At 75.3% G+C, this 20482-nt stretch carries 12 protein-coding genes and 2 pseudogenes; 9 read left to right on the top strand and 5 right to left on the bottom strand.

The annotated features are described in order from the left end of the window. Nucleotides 1-6: 6 nt before the first annotated feature. The 6 genes from AC5WAM_RS06100 (at nt 7) to AC5WAM_RS06075 (ending at nt 8581) form a co-directional block, all read left to right on the top strand. Nucleotides 7-591: a DUF6309 family protein gene (locus tag AC5WAM_RS06100; RefSeq protein WP_495521871.1), complete on the top strand. Its 585-nt coding sequence runs from the start codon at nt 7-9 to the stop codon at nt 589-591. Between the two features lie 8 nt (nt 592-599). Continuing rightward, complete coding sequence (locus AC5WAM_RS06095) at nt 600-4817, top strand: SDR family oxidoreductase (RefSeq protein WP_495521870.1); 4218 nt, start codon at nt 600-602, stop codon at nt 4815-4817. An 83-nt stretch (nt 4818-4900) separates the two neighbouring features. Then, on the top strand, nt 4901-6157 hold the full coding sequence (locus AC5WAM_RS06090) for an aspartate aminotransferase family protein (protein WP_495521869.1): 1257 nt from the start codon (nt 4901-4903) through the stop codon (nt 6155-6157). Between the two features lie 57 nt (nt 6158-6214). Next, a complete protein-coding gene (locus AC5WAM_RS06085; protein ID WP_366789367.1) occupies nt 6215-7054 on the top strand; it encodes a TauD/TfdA family dioxygenase in 840 nt (279 codons plus the stop codon). Further along, on the top strand, nt 7051-7806 hold the full coding sequence (locus AC5WAM_RS06080; RefSeq protein ID WP_495521868.1) for an SDR family oxidoreductase: 756 nt from the start codon (nt 7051-7053) through the stop codon (nt 7804-7806). The genes AC5WAM_RS06085 and AC5WAM_RS06080 overlap by 4 nt, the downstream gene beginning before the upstream one ends. A gap of 4 nt (nt 7807-7810) precedes the next feature. After that, the gene (locus AC5WAM_RS06075; protein ID WP_495521867.1) at nt 7811-8581 is read left to right on the top strand and encodes a methyltransferase domain-containing protein; all 771 of its coding nucleotides are present in this window, start codon (nt 7811-7813) and stop codon (nt 8579-8581) included. Nucleotides 8582-8701: 120 nt separating this feature from the next. Here AC5WAM_RS06075 and AC5WAM_RS06070 read toward each other — a convergent pair whose 3' ends face one another. Beyond that, nucleotides 8702-9298: a hypothetical protein gene (locus AC5WAM_RS06070; protein ID WP_495521866.1), complete on the bottom strand. Its 597-nt coding sequence runs from the start codon at nt 9296-9298 to the stop codon at nt 8702-8704. A 464-nt stretch (nt 9299-9762) separates the two neighbouring features. Between AC5WAM_RS06070 and AC5WAM_RS06065 the strand changes: the two are divergent. Beyond that, nucleotides 9763-10689, top strand: a pseudogene (locus AC5WAM_RS06065) (chitinase); the annotation flags it as partial. Nucleotides 10690-10754: 65 nt separating this feature from the next. On the opposite strand, the gene AC5WAM_RS06060 reads toward AC5WAM_RS06065, so the two are convergent. Both AC5WAM_RS06060 and AC5WAM_RS06055 read right to left on the bottom strand, forming a co-directional pair. Then, nucleotides 10755-13646, bottom strand: a complete 2892-nt coding sequence (locus AC5WAM_RS06060; protein WP_495521865.1) for an ATP-binding protein — start codon at nt 13644-13646, stop codon at nt 10755-10757. Nucleotides 13647-13854: 208 nt separating this feature from the next. Next, a complete protein-coding gene (locus AC5WAM_RS06055) occupies nt 13855-14286 on the bottom strand; it encodes a PPOX class F420-dependent oxidoreductase (protein ID WP_495521864.1) in 432 nt (143 codons plus the stop codon). Between the two features lie 202 nt (nt 14287-14488). Between AC5WAM_RS06055 and AC5WAM_RS06050 the strand changes: the two genes are divergently transcribed. Continuing rightward, nucleotides 14489-15868 carry an FAD-dependent oxidoreductase gene (locus tag AC5WAM_RS06050; protein ID WP_495521863.1) on the top strand — a complete coding sequence of 460 codons (1380 nt, stop codon included), beginning with the start codon at nt 14489-14491 and terminating at the stop codon, nt 15866-15868. Nucleotides 15869-15921: 53 nt separating this feature from the next. On the opposite strand, the pseudogene AC5WAM_RS06045 reads toward AC5WAM_RS06050, so the two are convergent. After that, a pseudogene (locus AC5WAM_RS06045) lies at nt 15922-16152 on the bottom strand (hypothetical protein); the annotation flags it as partial. A gap of 313 nt (nt 16153-16465) precedes the next feature. Between AC5WAM_RS06045 and AC5WAM_RS06040 the strand changes: the two are divergent. After that, nucleotides 16466-19786, top strand: coding sequence for a CHAT domain-containing protein (locus AC5WAM_RS06040; protein WP_495521862.1), 3321 nt, complete (start codon nt 16466-16468; stop codon nt 19784-19786). A gap of 61 nt (nt 19787-19847) precedes the next feature. On the opposite strand, the gene AC5WAM_RS06035 is transcribed toward AC5WAM_RS06040, so the two are convergent. Then, entirely contained in the window at nt 19848-20054 is a 207-nt protein-coding gene (locus AC5WAM_RS06035) for a hypothetical protein (RefSeq protein WP_495521861.1), read from the bottom strand. Nucleotides 20055-20482: the final 428 nt, after the last annotated feature.

Genomic DNA, 20482 nt, shown 5'->3' with positions numbered 1-20482 from the left:
GCACGGATGCACATCATCGGCCCCACCACCTTCGACGAGGTGCGCGCCCGCTTCCACCGGGACCATCCCGTCGGCCGCGCCCACGAGGTCAACACCAACGAGGACGCGGACAGCGCGCTGCGCCTGGCCGACGCGACCTTCGGCACCTGGTCGACGATCAGGCTGTCCCGCACCGACGTCCGGTCGGTGCTGCTGCCCTGGCACCTCGGCTGCGGCGGCGGCCGCGAACTGGTGCCCCGCACCGGCCTCACCGTCGGCCAGGCAGCGGACCTGCTGCGCGCGCACGAGGCGGAGTTCACGGCGGCCAACCCCGTCTGCACCGGCAAGATCGCCCTGTTCCGCGGCTCCGCCTTCAGCTCCATCTACCTCACCACCCGGCCGATCCCGCACGACCACTACGCGGACCTGCCCACCGACGACGGCCTGGTCCACCTCGACGGCCTGCACCGCCTGCTCGCCTGGGAGCTGGCCGAACGCCTCTCGACGAGCGAGGAGTTGACCGCGTACATCGCCGGTGACCTCACCCCGCTCGCCCCGGCCGTCGGCGGCGCGGACGCACCGAACGCCACCACCGGAGGTCTGCGCCCATGACGCGAGCGATGCGACCCACCGCCTCGCTGCCCGACGCCACGCTGCCCGGCCTGCTCGAACTCAACGCCCGGACCCACCCGGACCGGCCCGCCCTCAGCGACGGGACCCGCACCCTCGACCACCGGCAACTCGACACCGCCGCCGGGCACATAGCCGCCCGCCTCCTCGGCCTCGGCACCGACCGCGGTGACCGCGTCGCCCTGTTCGGCCCCCGGGACGCCCGCATGTGCGCGCTGCTGTACGGCGTCCTGCGCGCGGGCGCCGCCGCCATCCTGGTCGACCCGGGGTGGAGCCCGCGCGACGTGCACCGGCGCCTCGACGCGGTCAAGGTGCGCCACGCCCTGACCACCGTGCCTCAGCTGCGCGCGCCCGAGCCGTACCGCACCGAGGTCGTCGACGTCGACGCGCTCGCCGCGAGCGCGCCCGCCGCACCCGCCGCCGCGCCGCCCTGCGCGCCGGACGACCTGGCGTACCTGTCCTTCACCTCCGGATCCAGCGGGGAGCCGAAGGCCGTCGCGGTCACCCACGCCAACGCGGCCCACTACGCGCTCGCCCTGCGCGACCGGCTCGGCCTCACCGACGCCGACGCGCCCCGCGTCGCCCACGTCACCACCCTGGCCGCCGACCTCGGGCACACCTCCTGGCTGCTCGCCCTCGCGACCGCGGGGTCGGTGCACGTCGTGCCCGACACGGCCACGCGGGACCCCGAGGCGTTCTGGGCCGCGATGCGCGAGGCCGGGGTCTCGGTCCTCAAGACGACGCCGTCCCACCTGACCGCGCTGCTCGCCGGGCGGCCGTCCGACGCGCCCGCCCTGGACACCGTCCTGCTCGGCGGCGAGGCGCTGCCCCGGTCGCTCGCCGCGCGCCTGCTCGACGAGGGGGTCGCCGCACGGGTCGCCAACCACTACGGTCCGACCGAGACCACCGTCGGCGCCACCTGCTTCCTCGCCGCCGCCGTGGCCGACCTGCCCGCCGACGAACCCACCGTGCCCATCGGCACCGCCATCGGCGAGGCCGAACTGCGGCTCGTGCCCGACACCCGCGCGCCCGAAACGCCGGAGCCCGCCGCGGCGGAGGGCGAGCTGTACATCGGCGGGCGCGGCGTGAGCGCCGGATACTTCGGACGCCCCTACGAGACGGCACGCCGCTTCCTCGCCCACGAGGGCCTGCGCATGTACCGGACGGGCGACGTGTGCCGCCGCAGGCCGGACGGCAACCTCGTCTTCGTCGGCCGCTCGGACCGCCAGGTCAAGGTCCGCGGCTTCCGCGTCGACCCCGCCGAGATCGAGCGGGCCATGGAGGAGTTCCCCGGCGTCGGCCAGGGTGCGGTGATCGTGCGCGCGACCCCGGCGGGCAACCAACTCCTGGCCGCCGTACGCCTCAGCGCCGGGCGCGACGAGGCCGAGACCCTCGCCGCGCTCCGCTCCCACCTGCACGACCGGCTGCCCGGCTACTCCGTGCCGCAGCCGGTCCTCGCCCTCGCGGAGTTCCCCTTCGGCGCCAACGGCAAGCTCGACCGCGCCCGCCTCGGCGACACCGTGTCCGGCCTCATCGAGTCCCGGGCCCGGACCGCGCGGCCGGAGCCGACCGCCGCCGGGCGGCCCGCCGACCGCTCCGCCGCCTCGCTCGCGCACGCCCTGTGCGAGCTGTGGGCGGACGCGCTCGGCCTGCCCGTGGTCGACCCGCACGCGGACGTGCTCGGCCTGGGCGGCGACTCGATCCTCGCCATGCGCACCATCGCCTTCCTGCGCCGCCGCGGCCACCGCGTCGCGTTCGAGGACTTCTACGATCACCCGACGCCCACCCGGCTCGCGGCGGTCGCCGCCTCCTCGCGGCCGCGCCCCCAGCCGCGCGCCGAGAGCCTGGCCGCCGAGCCGCGCCGGCTGGCCCCCGCCCAGCGGTGGCTGTTCCGCCAGCCCGTCGACGAGCCCCGGCACTGGAACCAGTCCGTGCTGCTGCGCTGCCGGGAGCGCGTGGACCCCGCGGCCCTGGCGCGGGCCGTCGAGGCCGTGCTGCACCGGCACTCCGCGCTGCGCAGGCCGGTCGGCCCCGGCGGCCTCGGCCCGCTGCGCCCCGCGGGCGACCTGGACGCGGTGAGCCACTCGCGGCTGCGGCCCGGGGACGCGCTGCCCGAGGCGATCGGCGCGCTCTGTACCGAGCTGCACCGCAGCCTCGACCCGGAGGCCGGACGCTTACTGAGGGTGCATCTGTTCTCCGGCGGCCAGGGCGTCGACGACCGGCTCGCGCTCATCGCGCACCACCTCGTCGTCGACGGGCTCTCCTGGCGCATCCTGCTCGACGACCTCGCCGCCGCCTACCGGGCCGCCCGCTCCGGGCAGCCGGCCGAGCTGTCGCCGACGGCCGACTTCTACGCCTGGGCCGCCACCACGCCCCGCACCGCGCCCGCGCACCCGGCGGTCGCGCCCCGGCTCCCGGTGGACGACGCCACGTCCAGCACCGAACCCGCGACCCTCGTGTGGAGCCTCGACGAGGAGGCGACCGGCCGGCTCCTGGAGCGCCACGGGGGCGCCCAGCGCCTGGAGGCGGTCCTGCTCGCGGCGTTCGCCGACGCCACGCTGGCGTGGAGCGGGCAGCGGAGCCTCGGCGTGGAGGTGGAGACCCACGGCCGGGGGACCGACGGCGACGACGGCCAGTACCTGGACACCGTGGGCTGGTTCACCGCCGTCAAGTGGCTGGCCGTCAAGGCCGCGGAGTCGGCCGGAGGGGCCGCGCGCACGGCAGAGGTCGAGGACCTCGTGCGCGGCGCGCCCCAGCTGCCGATGGACGTCGAAGGAGCGCGCCCCGAGGCCGCGTTCAACTTCCTCGGCACCTTCCGGCTGCCCGACGAGCCGTCCCTCCAGTGGACGGTGGCGGACGAGCAGGCCGGGGCGGCCCGCTGCGCCACCGGGGACTCGCTGTACCGGCTGCGGCTCACCGCCCGGATCGTCGCGGGACGCCTGGTGACCGACCTGGTCTACGCCTGGCCGCGGCTGTCGCACGAGAGCGCGGAGCGGATCGTCGCCTCCTTCTCGGCCGCGGTGGCCGCCGCCGCGGACGCCGACCCGCCCGCGTACGTGAAGACGGCGGTCTCCACGTCCGGCCAGCTGGTGCACACCGCCGTCGCGCCCGCGCGCGGGCACTGGACGGTGGTGCGCGAGCCGGTGCCCGTGCTCCTCACCGGGGCGACCGGCTATCTCGGCGGGCACGTGCTCACCGAACTGGCCGCGCGTGGCGCCCGCGTGACCTGCCTGGTACGCGGCGACAACGATGCCGAGGCGGCCCGGCGGCTCGGCGGCGCGGACGCGATCGCCGGTGACATCACCGCCGACGGCCTCGGCCTGACCCCGGCCGGACTCGCCCGCGCCCGCGCGGCCCGGGTCGTCGTCCACGCGGCGGCGGACGTCCGTCTGGTCGCCTCGCCCGCGGAACTGGAGCGGACCAACCACACCGCGGTGCGGCGGCTGCTCCAGTGGATCGACGCCCACACCCCCGGCGCCCGCTTCCACCACGTCTCCACGCTGGCCGTCTCGGGCGAGGTGGAGGGGCCCGCGCGCCGCTTCAGCGAGGCCGACCTGCGCATCGGGCAGACCTTCCGCACCCCGTACGAGAAGGTGAAGTTCCACGCCGAGGAGACCGTGCGGGCCTGGGCGGCCAGTGGCCGGCCGGCCTACGTCCACCGCAGCGGCCACATCGCGGCGCACAGCAGGACGGGAGCCTTCCAGCGCAACGTCGCCGACAACCGCATCTACCAGACCGTGCGCGGCTACGTCCTGGCCGGGGCGGCGCCGCGCAGGCCCTCGACGACGTTCGAGTTCTCCCACGTGGACACGGTGGCGGCGGGCATCGCGGCGCTCGCGGTCCATCCGCACGCGGCGCCCGGCGTCTACCACGAGGAGTCGCCGCACACCGTCGCCCACGACACGCTCGTGGCGTGGATGGTCCGGCACGGCTATCCGATCCGGCTGACCGACGACGCCACGTTCGCCGCGGCGCTCGCCCGCGCCGAGCAGCACCATCCGACCATGGCCCGGCTCGCCTCGACCTGGTCCCAGCTCGGCGACCGCAACGTCGTCGTGGACAGCGCGTGGACCCAGTCCGTGCTCGACCGGCTCGGCGTGCGGTTCGCCGAGCCGACCGCGCAGTGGTGGTCGGCCGCGCTGTCCTGGGCGGCCGACGTCGGCTTCCTGCCGCACCGCTCGCCGGTCCCGGCCGACCCGGGCCGCTGATCCTCACCCCATGCGGCCCACCCGGCCGAGCTCCCCTGGTCCCGCCCGCCGGGCGGGCCACCGAACCCCTAGGAAGTGACGCGATGCCCCAGCTCTCCCCGGTGCTCCAGCAGGCCACGCCCGTGGTCGCCACCCGCGGCGAGGGGATGTACCTGTACGACGCCGACGACCGTCGCTACCTCGACTTCACCGCCGGCGTCGGCGTGACCAACACCGGCCACTGCCACCCCCGGGTGGTCGAGGCCGTGCGCGAGCAGGCGGGCCGGCTCATCCACGGCCAGTACACGACCGTGCTGCACGACCAGCTGCTCACGCTGACCGAGCGCCTGGGCGACGTCCTGCCCGAGGGCCTGGACGCGCTGTTCTACCTGAACTCCGGCAGCGAGGCCGTGGAGGCCGCGCTGCGGCTCGCCCGGCAGGCCACCGGACGGCAGAACGTGATCGTGTTCGACGGCTCCTTCCACGGCCGCACCATGGGCGCGGCGGCGATGAGCACCGCGGGCACCCGGTTCCGCGCCGCGAGCGGCCCGCTGATGCCCGGCGTCGCGGTGGCGCCCTTCCCGCACGCCTTCCGGCTCGGCCTGAGCGAGGAGGCGGCCGTCGCGCAGGCGCTGCGCGGCCTCGACCACGTCCTGGCCACCGTGAGCGCGCCCGAGGAGACCGCCGCGATCTTCGTCGAACCCGTCCTGGGCGAGGGCGGTTACGTGCCCGCGCCCGCGGCCTTCCTCGCGGGCCTGCGGGAACGCGCGGACCGGCACGGCATCCTGCTGGTCCTCGACGAGATCCAGACCGGCTTCGGCCGCACCGGACGGTTCTGGGCCCACCAGCACGCCGCCGGTGTCGCACCGGACGTGTTGATCACCGCCAAGGGCCTGGCCAGCGGCTTCCCGCTGTCGGCCATCGCCGCGTCCGTGGAGCTGATGGGCAAGGCCCGGCCGGGTTCGCAGGGCGGCACCTACGGCGGCAACGCCGTGGCCTGCGCCGCCGCGCTCGCCACCCTCGACGTCATCCGCGACGAGGGCTTGGTGGCCAACGCCGCCGTACAGGGCCGCCGCCTCGCGGACGGGCTGCGCAAGGTGGCCGCCCAGGTCCCGGCGATCGCCGACGTGCGCGGCACGGGCCTGATGCTGGCCAGCGAGTTCCAGGGCCCCGACGGTTCCCCCGACACGGCCCTGGCCCGCGGTGTGCAGCAGGCCGCCGCCGAGCGGGGCCTGCTGCTGCTGACCTGCGGGGTGCACGGCAACGTCGTACGGATGATCCCGGCGCTCGTCGTCACCGCCGAGCAGATCGACGAGGCGCTGACGCTGTGGTCCGACGCCGTCGCCGCGGCCGTGCGGTGACCGCCCGCCGCCGCACCGGCACCCCGCCCGTACGCCTTCGAAAGGACTGATGACGCCATGACCGGAACCACCATCGACGACATCGGCTGGACCAGCGACTACCTGGAGTCGGCGCGCGACGTGTGGTCGCTGTCGGTCTCCGACGACGACCGGCGGCTGCTGTGGTCGGACGCCCTCACCGGGAGCTGGGGCGCGGGCGAGGCCGCGTACACCGCCGTGCGCTCCTTCATCAGCAGCAGCCTGGACGCCGTCGGCTTCGTGAACGTGCGCAACGTGATGTCCCCGGACGCGTCCGACGCCGACCTCATCACCGGTCTGTCCCGCGTCCTCGACGAGATCGGCGGGGCCATTCCGCAGAACGCGCAGGGCGACCTGTGGACCGTCCTGCGCGACCGCGACGGCGACGGTGCCACCGAGCTCGGCTTCCACTGCGACACCTGCGACCTGCTCGTGCTGCTCTGTCTGCGGCCCGCGGCGGACGGCGGCGGCACCACCAAGCTGGCCAGCGCCCGGCACGTGTACGACATCATCGAGCGCGAACGCCCCGACGTGCTGGCCCTGCTGCAGCAGGAGTGGCGCTTCGACCGCAGCGGCCGCGCGGGCCAGCAGATCGTCGTCACCCCGATCCTGTTCACCCAGGACGACGGGACGATCGGCTGCTACTACCAGACCCGTACGGTACGGGCGTCCGCGGAGCTCGACGCGCGGCGCCTGGAGGCCCTCGACTACCTGGACGAGGTGCTGTACCGCCCGGAGATCGCCTTCGGCCTCCAGCTCGGCGCGGGCGACCTGCTGATGATCCGCAACAGCCGGGTGCTGCACGGCCGTTCCCCGTACGTGGACGCCCCGGGCCCGCAGGCCCGCCGGATCCTGCGCGCCTGGATGAACGAGCGATGAGCGGACACGGCAGGATCGGTGTCGTCACCGGCGGCGGCAGCGGCCTCGGCCGCGCCGCCGCGCTCGCCCTGCTCGACCAGGGCTGGTCGCTCGCGCTCGCGGGGCGGCGCAAGGAGACCCTGGAGGAGACCGCGGCCCTGTCGGGCGCCGGTGCGGACCGGGTGCTCGCGGTGCCCGCCGACATCAGCGACCCGGACCAGGTCGCGGCGCTGTTCCGCACGGTCGTCGACCACTTCGGCCGCCTCGACCTGCTGTTCAACAACGCGGGCGCGGTGGTGCCCCGCAAGCCGGTCGGGGAGGTGGCCGTCGAGGACTGGAACACGATCATGGCCACCACGGTCACCGGCACCTTCCTCTGCTCCCAGGAGGCGTTCCGGGTGATGCGCGACCAGTCCCCGCAGGGCGGCCGCATCATCAACAACGGCGCGCCGTCCGCCTACGCGCCGCGCCCCCACGCCATCGCCTACACCACGGCCAAGCACGCGGTGCTCGGCATCACCCGGGGTCTGTCCCTGGACGGCCGCCCCTACCGCATCGCCTGCGGCCAGATCGACGTGGGCAACGTGACGCCGGTGGACGGCAGTCCCCAGCCGCCCTCCATGCAGGGCGACGGCACGATGGCCGTCGAGGCGACCATCCCGGTGGAGCGCTTCACCGCGGCCCTGGTGCTGATGGCGTCGATGCCGCTGGACACCAACGTGCAGTCCCTGACGGTGCTGCCCACGACGATGCCCTACATCGGCAGGGGGTGACGCGATGCTGGTCAGTGCCCGCTCCCTGGACGAGTACCGGGCGATGTTCGCGCTCACGGACGACGACCTCGGCCTGCGGATCCTCGACTGCCCCGGCGGCGCCGCGAGTTTCGTGGCCGAGGCCGGGGCCCGGGGCACCGACGCGGTCGCCGTCGATCCGCAGTACGGCCAGGGCCGCGACCTCCTCGGCACGCTCGCGCTGCGCGAGATCGAGCACAAGCACGCGGACGTGGCCGGCCACGCGGAGCGCTACGTGTGGGACTGGTTCGGCGGCCCCGAGCGCTACACCCGCCTCAGGGCGGCGTCGGCGCGCGCCTTCGGCGCCGACCTGGCGGCCCGCCCGGACCGCTACGTCGCGGGCTCGCTGCCGCACCTGCCCTTCGAGGACCGCTCCTTCGACCTCGTGCTCAGCTCGCACCTGCTGTTCTCCTACGGGGCGCAGCTGAGCGAGGAGTTCCATCTGAGCGCGCTGATCGAGCTGGTGCGGGTGGCGCGCCGCGAAGTGCGGCTCTTCCCGGTGGTCCTGCACACCAGCGACCGCCGCTACGAGGCCCTGGAACGGCTGCGCGCCGCCCTGGACGCCCTGGGCGTGGCGTCCCGGCTCGACCGGGTCGACTACGCGTTCCAGCCGGGCGGCGACGAGGCGCTCGTCCTCGACGCCAGGTCCCACGGTCCGCTGCCCACCGCAAGGCCCGGCGCGGACGACCACGACCCGGTGCGCTGGCGGCACTTGGGGACGGAGGGCCCCGTCGTCCTGGGGGCGGGCCGGGGGTGAGCGGCCCGGAGGCCGCGCCCGCGCGTTGACGGGGCCGGTGGCGATGTGCCGCCACCGGCCCCGTCAAGGGGAAGGCACCACAGAGGCTCTCGTGCGCACGCCCTGGAGGGGAGGGGGTGCTCAGTCGATGTGGACCGGGTTCTTCGTGCCGGGCCCGAAGCCGCACATCGAGGGTGCCATCACGTGCTGCGGGCTGGTCCAGCCCGCGCACTGGTAGCCGGAGTGGTTGTACCAGTCGTGCCCGAACTCGTGCGCGGCCAGCAGCGTCTGGTCGCGGACGCCGCCCATGTAGAGGGCGATGCGCTGCCCGCGTCCCCAGTTGCAGCCGACGATCCTGCCACCTCCTCCGCAGTCGGTGATGTAGCTGTTGCGGCACTCCACCGGGGTGTCGCGGTTGGTGGTCTCGTCCAGGTTCGCCCACGCGGCCGCGCCCTGCCGGATGGTCGCGGCGTACTGCTGGCAGGAGGGCGTGAGGCGGTAGCTGCGGTCGGAGGGGACCGGCCAGCCGCCCGGCGGGGGCTGGAGCGCTCCCGGGCCCGCCGCCGCGAGCGCCGTCAGCTCGTCGGCCGTGATGCCGTGGCCCTTCGCCGGGGTGTCCGTCGTCGCGGCGGGCCGCCCTTGGGGGGAGGGCGCGGCCTGGGCCCCGGAGCCCAGCAGGCCGATGGCCACCGTGACCACGACCGCGACGACGGATCTCAGGAGCAGGGTCCTTCGCATGGTGCTCCTCCTGCTGTGGGGGGGGGTGCGTTGTGGGGGGAGTTCCGTGGGGGGAGGCTTTCTGTGGGGTGTGGGGGGCGGGTGTGGGGGGTGGCGCTTTGGGGGCGGGGGTGCCTCGTCGGTGCGGGGGAGCGCCGGCGAAGGCTCGCCGACCGGTACGCCGTTTGGTCTGGGCCAACGGCGGTGTGCAGTCCCAGAGTTGGCGGAAGTCCTGGTGAGAACAATCCGGGTATCGATAGGTAGGGGTACGCAGAAAACCGGGGCGCGTCGCGTGGTCCAGACCTCTTGACCGGATTGGTACATGCCAATAGCCTCCGAGCGAGCCACTGCGGTGCCGCGGCCAACGGGCTCATGAGCGACGGGCGGCAGTGTCCGGACGCGCCGTCCGCACCACCCATCCGGAACCGACACTCGAGGGAGTCCCCTTGAGATCCCCCACGCGCAGACGCTTCCCCCGACGGGTCACCACGGCGCTCGTCAGCCTGGTCGTCCCGTTCGCCGCCCTGGCCGCTCCGGCGCGGGCGGCCGACGCCCCCGCCGCGGACGCGGGGCGCGCGCCCTTCGTCCAGGCCGCGCCCTACCTCTACCTGGGCTGGGGCAACCCGCCCAGCGCCACCGACGTGATGCGGGCCACCGGCATCAAGTGGTACACCATGGCCTTCATCCTCGCCCGCGGCGGCTGCAACCCCGCCTGGGACAGCCAGCGCCCCCTCACCGGCGGCGTCGACGAGACCACCATCAAGTCGATCCGCGCGGCCGGCGGGGACATCGTCCCCTCCATCGGCGGCTGGAGCGGCAACAAGCTCGGCCCCAACTGCTCCACCCCGCAGGCCCTGGCGGGCGCGTACCAGAAGGTCATCGACGCCTACCGGCTCAAGGCGGTCGACGTCGACATCGAGAACACCGACGAATTCGAGAGCCCGGCGGTCCAGGACCGGATCCTGGGCGCCCTGAAGATCGTCAAGCAGAACAACCCGGGCCTCAGGACGATCCTCACCTTCCCGACGCTCAACACCGGACCCAACTCCTGGGGCAACCGCCTCATCGAGCGGTCCAAGGCCCTCCAGGCGGACGTCGACAACTTCACGATCATGCCGTTCAACTTCGGCGGCCAGGCCGACATGTACGGCAACACCGTCAAGGCCACCGAGGGCCTGAAGACCAAGCTCAAGGCCGTGTACGGCTGGTCCGACGCGGAGGCCTACGCCCACATCGGCATCTCGGGCATGAACGGCAGCAGCGACACGGGCGAGGTCACCACGCCCCAGATCTGGACCCAGATCCGCGACTGGTCCAACGCCCACCACATCGGCCGGTTCGCCTTCTGGGCGGTCAACCGGGACCGGCCCTCGTGGCAGTTCACCTCCATCACCGCGGGCTTCACCGGCTGACCACCGGTCCTGCCCCGACGGCGCGTCGGTTCTCCCGGACGCCTCCGGGAGAACCGGCGCACCCGTCAGGGCGCGAGCGCGCGCCCCTGCCGGTGGACCTCGGCCCGTGAGCTGACGCCCAGCTTGCGCAGCACCTTCGCGACGTGCTGCTCGACGGTGCGCGGGGACAGGAACAGCACGTCGGCGATCTCCCGGTTGGTGTGTCCGAGCGCGACGAGCCGGGCGACCTCCCGCTCCCGGGGCGAGAGCTCGTCGCCGTAGCCCCGGCGGCCGCGCCGGGACGGCAGCGGCACGTTGTGGCCGCGCAGCACCCGGCGGCAGCGGGCCGTGTCACGGGTGGCACCGAGACCGGTGAACCGCTCGGCCATCGCCGCCAGTTGGTCCGCGGCCCGGCTGTCGCCCGCGGCCAGGCGGCAGCGCGCCGCCGCCTCGCCCGCGCGGGCCGCCGCATAGGGCAGGGGCAGGACGGCGTACGCGGTCCGGGCTCGGTCGAAGGCCGCCGCGGCCTCCTCGGGGCGGCCGCGGCCGAGAGCCAGGGTGCCGCGACAGGCCAGGAGCGCGGCGGCGGCCAGGGGGGCGTCCCGGCCCGTGATGCCGTCGGCCAGCTCGGCGGTGACCCGCTCCGCGTCCGGAAGGCGGCCGCCGCGCACCAGCGCCGCCACCGCCGTCGGCGCCAGGTCGCCCGCCCAGGACCAGATGCCCTTGCGACGGATCCTGGCGATCCCGCGCTCGGCCTCGATCCGCGCCTCCGCGCCGTCGCCACGGGCCTGGAGCAGCCGGGTCAGCGCGCCGGACGCGGTGGCGAGGACCGGCCCCGGGGCGTTGTGCGGGGCATCGAGCCCGGCGGCCCCCAGCTCCGCCGCGGCCTCGTCCCACTCGCCGCGCGCGGAGGCCAGGAGGCCGAGGACGAGGTGGGCGTCGGCCGCGATGCCCGAGACGCCCGGCATCACGTCCAGGACGTGCCGGGCCCGTTCGGCGAGGCCCTGCCAGCGGCCCTCGTACCAGTCGAGGCGCAGCGCCGTGCCCTCCACGATGCCCGAAAGGAACGCGGCACCGCACTCGGAGGCCAGGCGCCGCCCCAGCCTGCGGAAGCGGTGGGCCGCGCGGAAGTGGCCCAGACAGGTCGCGGCGTCCGCGAAGTTGCCGCAGGCGCGGGCGACCTGGCGGCGGTCACCCCCGGGCCCGGCCGCGTCGATGAGGCGCTCCGCGTGCTCCCAGACCGCCGGGTCGCCCACGTACATGGCGAGGGCGAGCCGGTTGGCCCGCACGGCGGTGGACGCCGAAGGGCCCGGCTCCCGGGCCGCGAGGTGCTCGGCCTGCTCGATCCAGCGCTCGTAGACGTGGTACGGGTGGTCGCCCCAGGCCGGCATGGCCAGGGCGGCCATGCCGCGCGCCGCGAGGGCGGGACGGCGGCGCAGCTCCCTGATCGCCCACTCGGTGTTGATCCGGCCCTCCTCGTGCCGCCCCGCCTGGTTGTAGAGCAACAGGCCCAGATGGAGCCGGATCTCGCCGCGCAGGTCCTCGGGCAGGTGCTGGTCGCGCACGATGCGGCACAGCAGCGCCGTCGCCCTGCGGTGGGTGAGCCCCACCACCGCGTCCCGGCTGAGGTCCACCGCGATGCGGGCGCATGCCATCCGGCCCAGGCGGCCGTCGGAGAGGAGCTCCTCCAGGAGCTCCACGGCCAGGGCCAGGTCGCCCATCTCGCGCGCCGAGGCCGCCGCGGCCTCGCCGTAGTGCTGCCAGTGCGCGAGCTCCCCGGCCCTGCGGGCGTGGTACGCGAGCTGGACCAGGGGCTGCGGGTCCAGCGCCGCCAGGGCGCGCACCGCCCGGCGGTGCAGCCGGTGCCGGTCGGGCCCCGGCAGGCTCGCGTAGACGGCCTGCTGGGCGAGGGCGTGCCGCAGCCCGTACTGGTCGTCACCCCACTCGTGCAGCACACCGGCGAGCAGCGCCTCCCGTACGCCCGCCGCGTCCTCGGCCGCGGCGGGCTGCCCGGCCGTGCCGCGCACGACGTTCGCGATCAGTTCCTCGCCCGCGGGGACGCGCAGCACACAGGCAGCGTGCACGGCGGCACTCGCCGCGGGGGAGAGCACGCTCATCCGGTCGGCGATGGCCTCCTGCAACGGCGTCGGCACCGTCAGCCCGTCCAGCACCTCACGCCCCGCGCGCGGCGCGTGCCGCACGGTCTCCGGCAGCGCGCGCACGACCTCCTCCACCACGAACGGGATGCCCGCGGTCCGCCGGTGCAGTTCGGCGGCCAGGGCCGCGGAGGCGTCCTCCGTGCCGGTGAGGGCCGCGCACATGGCGCGCACGGCGGCCACGTCCAGGGGCCGCAGCGGGACGACGACCGCCGTGGTGCCCGGCGGGTGGCGATAGGCGCGTCCCAACGGCAGCCGCGCGCCCGGCAGTTCCTCGCGGCGGTAGCTGAGGACCACCGAGAGGGCGTCCGGCGGGTCGTCCACCAGGAACCGCAGCAGCTCCCGGGTGCCGTCGTCGGCCCAGTGCAGGTCCTCCACGACCAGGACGGCCGGGCCGAGGGCGGCCAGCAGCGCCCGCACGGCCCTGAAGAGCCGGTGCCGGTGGGCCCGCGGCTCGGGCAGCGGCTCGGGGGCGGGCGGCAGCCGCCCGGCGAGTTCCGGCAGGTACGGACGCAGCGCGCCGCAGACCGGGTCGAGCGCGGCGGGCAGCCCGCCGTCGGCCAGCGGGCGCAGCAGGTCGAAGACCGGCCCGTACGGGAAGGGCTCGCGCAGCGGGCGGCAACTGCCCGTCAGGACGCGGCGGCCGCGCCCGCCGCGCCGGCGCAGGGCCTCGCGGATCAGCCGGGTCTTGCCGATCCCGGCCTCCCCCTCGACCAGGGCCACCGACGGCGGGCGCGCCACCGCACCCGTCAGCGCGCGCAGCTCCGCCGCCCGGCCGACCAGAACGGGCGCTTCCGGGGTGCGCAGGAGGGAGGCGGTCATGGGGCGGCTCCGGCCTGTGGGACCGTGGCGCACAGGAGGGTGACGGGCGCGACACCACGGTGACAGCGTGAAGTTATGCCGGGAGGCGTGCGCCTAGCAAGAGCGCGCTCACCACCGCGCGACCCCTGGGGCGCCCGCGGACCGCTGAGGCGGACGACGCGAACGCCGCCGCGCCCGGCGCGAGCGCCGACGCCGAGGGCGCGCCGCGTCAGCCGAGCCGCTCGCCGTACACGTGGCTGACCGGCATCGTCATCAGGACCCTGCGGTCGGCGACCATCGCCGCGCGGTACTCGTCCCAGTCCGGGTGCTCGCCCGCCGCCGCGCGGTAGTAGCGGACCAGGGCCTCGACCTCGGGGCCGTACGGGTCGGTGCCGGGACCGGTGAGGGTCACGGTGCCCTCGGCGGTGGCCCAGGACCGGCCGTCGGGGCTGGTGACCTCAAGGGCGGCGCGCGGATCCCGGCGCAGGTTGGCCGTCTTGGCCCGCCCCTCGGTCATCGACACGTGGACGACGTCGGCCTCCTGGTCGTAGTAGGGCATGACGGGGGAGAGCTGGGGGCGGCCGTCCGACTTGATCGTGGCGAGGACGCCGAGCCGGCTCTCCGCGAGCAGCGTGCGCGGGGCGAAGGGGGTGTCAGTCATGTCTGAAGCCAAGGCGCGGGAGGGGGTCCGCTATTCCTGCCGGGGGTGGTCCATGAGCCGGGCGGCGGGGGCACCACGGTCCTCCGGAGCGCCACGCGCGTGACGCCGTGTGCTTCCGTGCGCTCCCCGCCCGGTCTTGATCGCCCCGGGACGTACGGGATGGAGTGTCAGCGCAGCCGCCCCGAGAGGAACGGACCCCGCCATGGCCGAGAACACGCGCAGCCCGTCGTCCGACACCAGCTGGGGCCGGGCCGTCGTCGTCGGCGGCGGGCACGCCGGTCTGGTCACCGCGCGGGTCCTGGCCGACCACTTCGACGAGGTGCTCGTCCTGGAGCGCGACGCGCTGCGGCCGGACAGCGGGGTGCACCCCGGCGTCCCGCAGGGCTACCACGCGCACGCGCTCCTCGCCCGGGGCGGCGAGGTCCTGGAGGAGCTGTTCCCCGGCCTGCGGGCCGAACTCGCCGACCTGGGCGCGCCCGTCTTCGACTACGGCGAGCGGATCAGCTTCCTGCTGCCGACGGGCTACGCGCCGCCCGACCCGGTCGGCGTGTCCATCCAGACCTTCACCCGTGACGAGCTGGAGCGGCGGCTGCGCCAGCGCGTTGCGGGGCTCCCCGCCGTGCGGCTGCTCGCCGCGACGACCTGCGAGACGGTGACGGGCAGCGCCCCGGACCGCCTCGACCGGGTCCGCTACCGCGCCCGCGGCGCCGACGCGTCCACCGAGGTCGCCGCCGACCTGGTCGTGGACGCCTCGGGCCGCTCCACGTCGGTCGACCGCTGGCTCACCGAGGCGGGCCTCCCGGTGTCCGGCAGGACCGTCGTCAAGGCGAAGATCACCTACACGTCCGCGTGCTACGCCCGCCCGCCGGGGGACGAGCAGGACTTCGACGTCGCGTACCAGATGGCCTTCGCGCCCGGCGTGCCGCGCGGCGGCGTGGTGCTCGCCGTGGAGCACCACCGCTGGATGTGCTCGCTGTTCGGCGTCGACCGGCACGTGCCGCCCACCGACGACGAGGGCTACCTCGACTTCGCCCGCTCCCTGGGCAACCCGCGCCTGGCCGAGCAGATCAAGTGCGGCACCCGGGAGGGCGAGATCCACCGCTACACCAATCCCGGCAACGAGTGGCGCCTGCACCACAAGAACCCCCGCTGGCCCGAGCGCCTCATCGCCGTCGGGGACGCGGTCTGCGTGTTCAACCCGGTGTACGGCCAGGGCCTCACGGTCGCCGCGCTCGAAGCGGAGCTCCTGGGCCGCCTGCTGCGCCACCGCCGCACGCACGCGTCCGGGCTCGACGGACTCAGCCGCGCCTACCAGCGCGCCGCGGCCCGGGTCATCCAGGTCCCCTGGACCATGGCCAGCAGCTCCGACCTGATGTGGGCCCCCGGCAAGCAGCCGCTGCCCGCGCGCCTCGCCCACTGGTACAACCAGCGCGTCTTCGCCCTCGCCGTCCACGACCGGGGCGTGTGGGCCCGGTTCGTCCGCGTCCTGAACATGACGGCGCCGCCCTCCCTGCTGTTCCACCCCGCGGTCCTGGCCAAGGTGGCACGCCACGCGCTCACGCGGCGGGGGCGCGCGGGCTAGCTCTCCGGCTCGGGTCCGGCGGCGGGGCGTGCCTCGCTCTCCTCGGCCGCCGGGGCCGGGGCCCTCGCCGGGGCCGCCGCCTCCAGGTCGATCAGGGGCTGGTCGAGGTGGAGGTCGTCGACCCAGGCGCCGCCCGCCCGGGAGACGAGCACGGCCTTCTGGGTGCCGTCGAAACCAGGAGGGGTGCGGTTGTCGACGATGACTCCGGTCAGCTCGGGACGGCTCTTGAGATGGTCGACGACAAGGCGCTCGACGTCCGGGAACACGATGGGCGGATCATTCACACGCACACTCCTTGCGTGGTCCGGGACGGTCATTGTGGCGGGGGAGCGAAGGGGGTGCAATGTGTTGGCACATGAGGAGCGGTGACTGTGTATCAGAATGTGATGCTCCGTCAACTGAGGTGTTATGAGAGGTGGTTCGCCAGGGAAGTGGAGCAAGTGATGTCACTTCCGGCGCACTCGGACAGCGGCCGGATACCAGGCTCCCTCCCCGTCCGCCGGGCTTTCGCGCGATCCCTCCCGGCCGGTCGGCGGCGCGCGCCAGAATGTCCGTACGGCTGGCTGAGCCAGGGGCGACAAGGGGCGGGGGCGGGGTGTGACGGTCTCGGCGAGGGCGCCCTACACATGGCGCTGCGGGACGTGCGACCGGGAGCGCGACGCCCCCGTGTGGCGCGTGGTCGACGCCCGCGAGCGCGCCGACGTCCTTGAGGGGCCCGGTCCCGGCGTGGCCTGGGTGGACTGTCCGGGCTGCGGGGCGAGGGCGTCCGTCGACGCGCCGCTCCTCGTCCTGCGCCCCGGTGCGACGGCACCGCTGCTGTACGCGACCTCCCTGGCGGAGCTCCGGGGCGGGCCCCCGCAGTTCGCTCTCGTGCTCCTTGAGGAGGCCGCGCGGGCCGGGGCGTTCCGCGACGACGTCTTCGCCGGGCAGGCCATCCCCGTGCCGCGCGGGCTGCTCCCCTTCGTGCTGACCCGCGACGTCGAGCGGGACCTGGGCGACCCCGGGGCGGCCTGCCGCGACCTGGAGCCGCAGGGGCCGCCGACGGTCGCCCACTACGAGGTCTTCCTGCGCCTGCTCGCCGAGGAGCGGGACGAGGCCCGGGTGGGGGAGCTGCTGCGCGCGGTCCTGACGAGCCCGCCGGACGCCCTGGCCGAACTCCTGCGCGCCCACCCGGAGCTGACCGAGGACACCCGGGTGCGGGACGCCGCCCGCGAGGAGCTGCGCGCGGCGGCCGGAACGCCGCTGGAGTCGGTGCTCCAGCGGCGGCAGGAGCTGCTCGACGGCCTGTGCGACGACCGCACGCCCACGCACGTGGCGGTCGAGCGCTACTTCGCGTCCCTGAGCCGCTTCGGCGGCGATCTGCGCACCCGGCTGCACCAGCTGTACGACGAGGCCCGCGACACCCCGGGCCCCGAGAGCGTCCCCCTGGTCCGCGAGGCCCTGGCGCTCGCGGCCGACCTCGGCGAACGGGAGACGGAGGCCGCGCTCGCCACCCTGCTCGGCGAACGCCTGATGGGCGCCGTCCACGCCGGACTCGACGCCGAGCTCTCCGAGGCGTACGAAGCCCTCGAACGCGCCCTCGCGATGCTGCCCGAGGGCGGTCTCGCCTGGGTGCGGGTGGCGAACAACCTCGCCAGCGCGCACTACGCGCGCGACGACGGCGACCGCCACGAGGTCTGGGAGACCGCCCGCGCCCTGCTGGAGCGCGCGAGCGCACTCGACCGCGCCGAGCACCCCGAGTTCTGGGCGCGGATCCAGACCAACTACGGCCTGCTGCTCGCGGAACGGCCGGGCGGCACCGCCGCCGACCTCACGCTCGGCATCGAGCACATCAGGGCCGGCCTCACCGAGCGGTCCCCCGAGCGCTCCGCGGTGAACTGGGCCTACTCCATGATCAACCTCGGTCTGGTGCTGTCCCGCCGCGCCGAGCCGGACGACCTGCCCGAGGCGGAGCGCTGCTACCGCGACGCGCTGCGCCACCTGAGCCCCGACGACGATCCCGTGCTGTGGTCCCAGCTGCAGTGCAACCTCGCCCATCTGCTGCTGACCCGCGACCCCGCCGACGCCGAGGGCGCCCGGGCGGCGGCGACCGCGGCACGCGACCTCTCCGTGACGCGCCCCGGCCTGCTCAACACCAGCCGCATCGCCTGGCTCCTCGCCCAGGCCGGGGACCTGCTCGACGGGCCCGGCAGCGCCGCGAGCACCCGCCTTCGCCATGAGGCCCTCGCGGCCGCGCCGCCCACGATCGCGCCCTCCCTGCACCTCAACATCGCCAGGGAGCTCCTCACCACCCACGCCTCCGCCCAGCGCTGGACCGAGGCCGCCGACGTCGCCTCGGACATGCTGACCGCCGTGAGCGCGCTCTACGACGCCCAGGTCACGGTCGCCAGCCGCCGCGGCGTCCTCGTCCAAGTGGACCGGCTCGCCCGTTGGACGGCCTTCCTGCTGGCGCGGGCGGGCCGCCCCGAGCACGCCGTGACCGCGCTCGAACGCGGCCTCGCCTGCGAGCTGTCCGTGGTGGCCGGACGGGGCGCCGCCGACCTGGAGGAGCTGGAGCGCGTCGACCCCGTCCTGGCCCGCCGCTACCGGCAGGCCCGCGCCCGCTACCGGTCCACGGTCGCGGCGCCCTCCCCGATGACCCCCGACGGGGCGGCGCCCGCGAGCCGGGAACAGGCCGCGGCCGAACGCGACCTGCGCGCGGTCGTCCGGGACGTCCGGGCGATCCCGGGCTTCGAGGACTTCCTGCGCACCACCGAACTGCGGGACGTCGTCCGGGCCGCGGGCGGCAGACCACTGGCGTATCTGGTGAACTCGCCCTGGGGCAGCTACGTCCTCGCGGTCGTCGGCACGCGGCCGACCGTGCGCGCCGTGCTCGTGCCGGAGGTCACCAGCATCACCCTGGCCCGTCTCCTGCTCCTGGACCTGGACGACCCGGACTCCGACACCGTGGGCCTGTGGCTGGTGCAGCAGTCCCCCACCTCGACGTACCGGCGGCTGCTCCCGGCGGCCCTGGACCGCCTGACCGCGCTCGAACCGCTCGTCCGCCCCCTCGCCGCGCTCCTGACGGAGGACGCCCGGCACGAGGCGGTCCTGGTGCCCACGGGCCTGCTCGGCCTGGTGCCCCTGCACGCGCTGCCGGTGGCCCCGGGGGCGGACGACGTGCTCGACGACGTGGGCACCCTGATCCTGTCGCCGTCCGCCGCCGTCCACGAGGCCTCGCGCTCCCGGGCCGCCCGGCCGCCGCAGTCGCCGCCGCGCCTGGTGGCCGTCGCCGACCCCGACGGTTCGCTGCCCGGCAGCCGCAGCGAACTCGCCGAGATCCTCGACCTGTTCGCGGGCCGGTGCGACACGGCCCACGCGGTGGGGTCCGAGGCGACCGTGGCCTGGGTGCTCGACCGGCTCGCCACGGCGTCGTACCTGCACCTCAGCTGTCACGGCAGCGCCGGGTTCGACAGCCGGGGCGGATCGCTGGCGCTCGCCGACGGCCACGTGGACATGGACACCCTCGTGCACCACCAACTGCCCGTGTGCCGCTTGACGGTGGCCAGCGCCTGCCAGTCGGGGCACTACGGCATCATGGAGGCCCCCGACGAGTTCCTCGGCCTCCCGGCCGCCTTCCTCCAGGCGGGCGCGGCCTGCGCGGTCAGCAGCCTGTGGCTGGTGGACGACATGGCCACGGCCGTCCTCATGACGCGCTTCTACGAACTGCTCTCCCAGACCCACGACCCCGTACCGGCCCTGCGCCGCTCGCGCCGATGGCTGCGCCGGCTCACCTGGGACGAGCTCGCGCGGTTCACGGAGACGCACCGCCACCTGGCCGCCCTCAGCGACGGCTACGCCGCCCGCGCGCGGACCAGGAGGGAGCGCCCCTTCGACTCTCCCGTCCACTGGGGCGCGTTCACGGCGTGGGGCGTGTGAGGAGGAGCCCACCGGGCGCGAAGCGGCGAGCGCCCGCGGCGGAGCCTTCCGTCGCGTGCCGTCAGTCGCCTGCCGTCGGCCCGTTCTCGTCGAGCGTGTGGTCCACGACCCGGTCGCCCGGCGACAGCGGGGCCCGGATCCGCAGGGACGTATACCGTCCTGCGGTCAGACCGGTGAGGATCACCGTCGCCGGGTACTGCGCTTCCCTGCCGGTCGCGCAGTCGGGTGCGCAGACGACGTGCCAGCCACGGTTCGGGCGCGTCGGCATCGGCGTCGATCACCGCCGAGGTGAAGACGCCCGAGACCTTCCGGGAGGCGTCCACCTCGCGGCGGAAGCGGGCCCGGAAGCCGTCGTCCTCGACGAACTGCGTGCGCACCTGCTTCAGCGCGACGAGCCGTCCGTCCGGAGCGCTGCCCAGGAAGACCCGCCCCATGCCGCCGCGGCCCAGCTCCGCGATCGTCCGGTACCGCCCGACCTCCTCCGGGTCGGTCGCCGCCAGTCGTTCCACCGTGCCGCCCGCCTCCGGCCGACCGCGCGCCGGGCCCGGCGGCGTGGGGGCGCCCCCCGGGCCCGGCGACCTGTGGACGTACAGAGTCTGAGCGCCCCGCTGACACGTGACAAGACGTCGCCCGGCCGAGCACGGCCGGGAGCGGGGCGGCGGCCACCGCTGCGCGGGCACGAAGAAGTCCGGGCCG

The organism is Streptomyces sp. JLYT201 (assembly GCF_059448825.1).
Note: the sequence above shows the minus strand (reverse complement) of the source record. Positions and strands in the feature narration are given on the sequence as shown.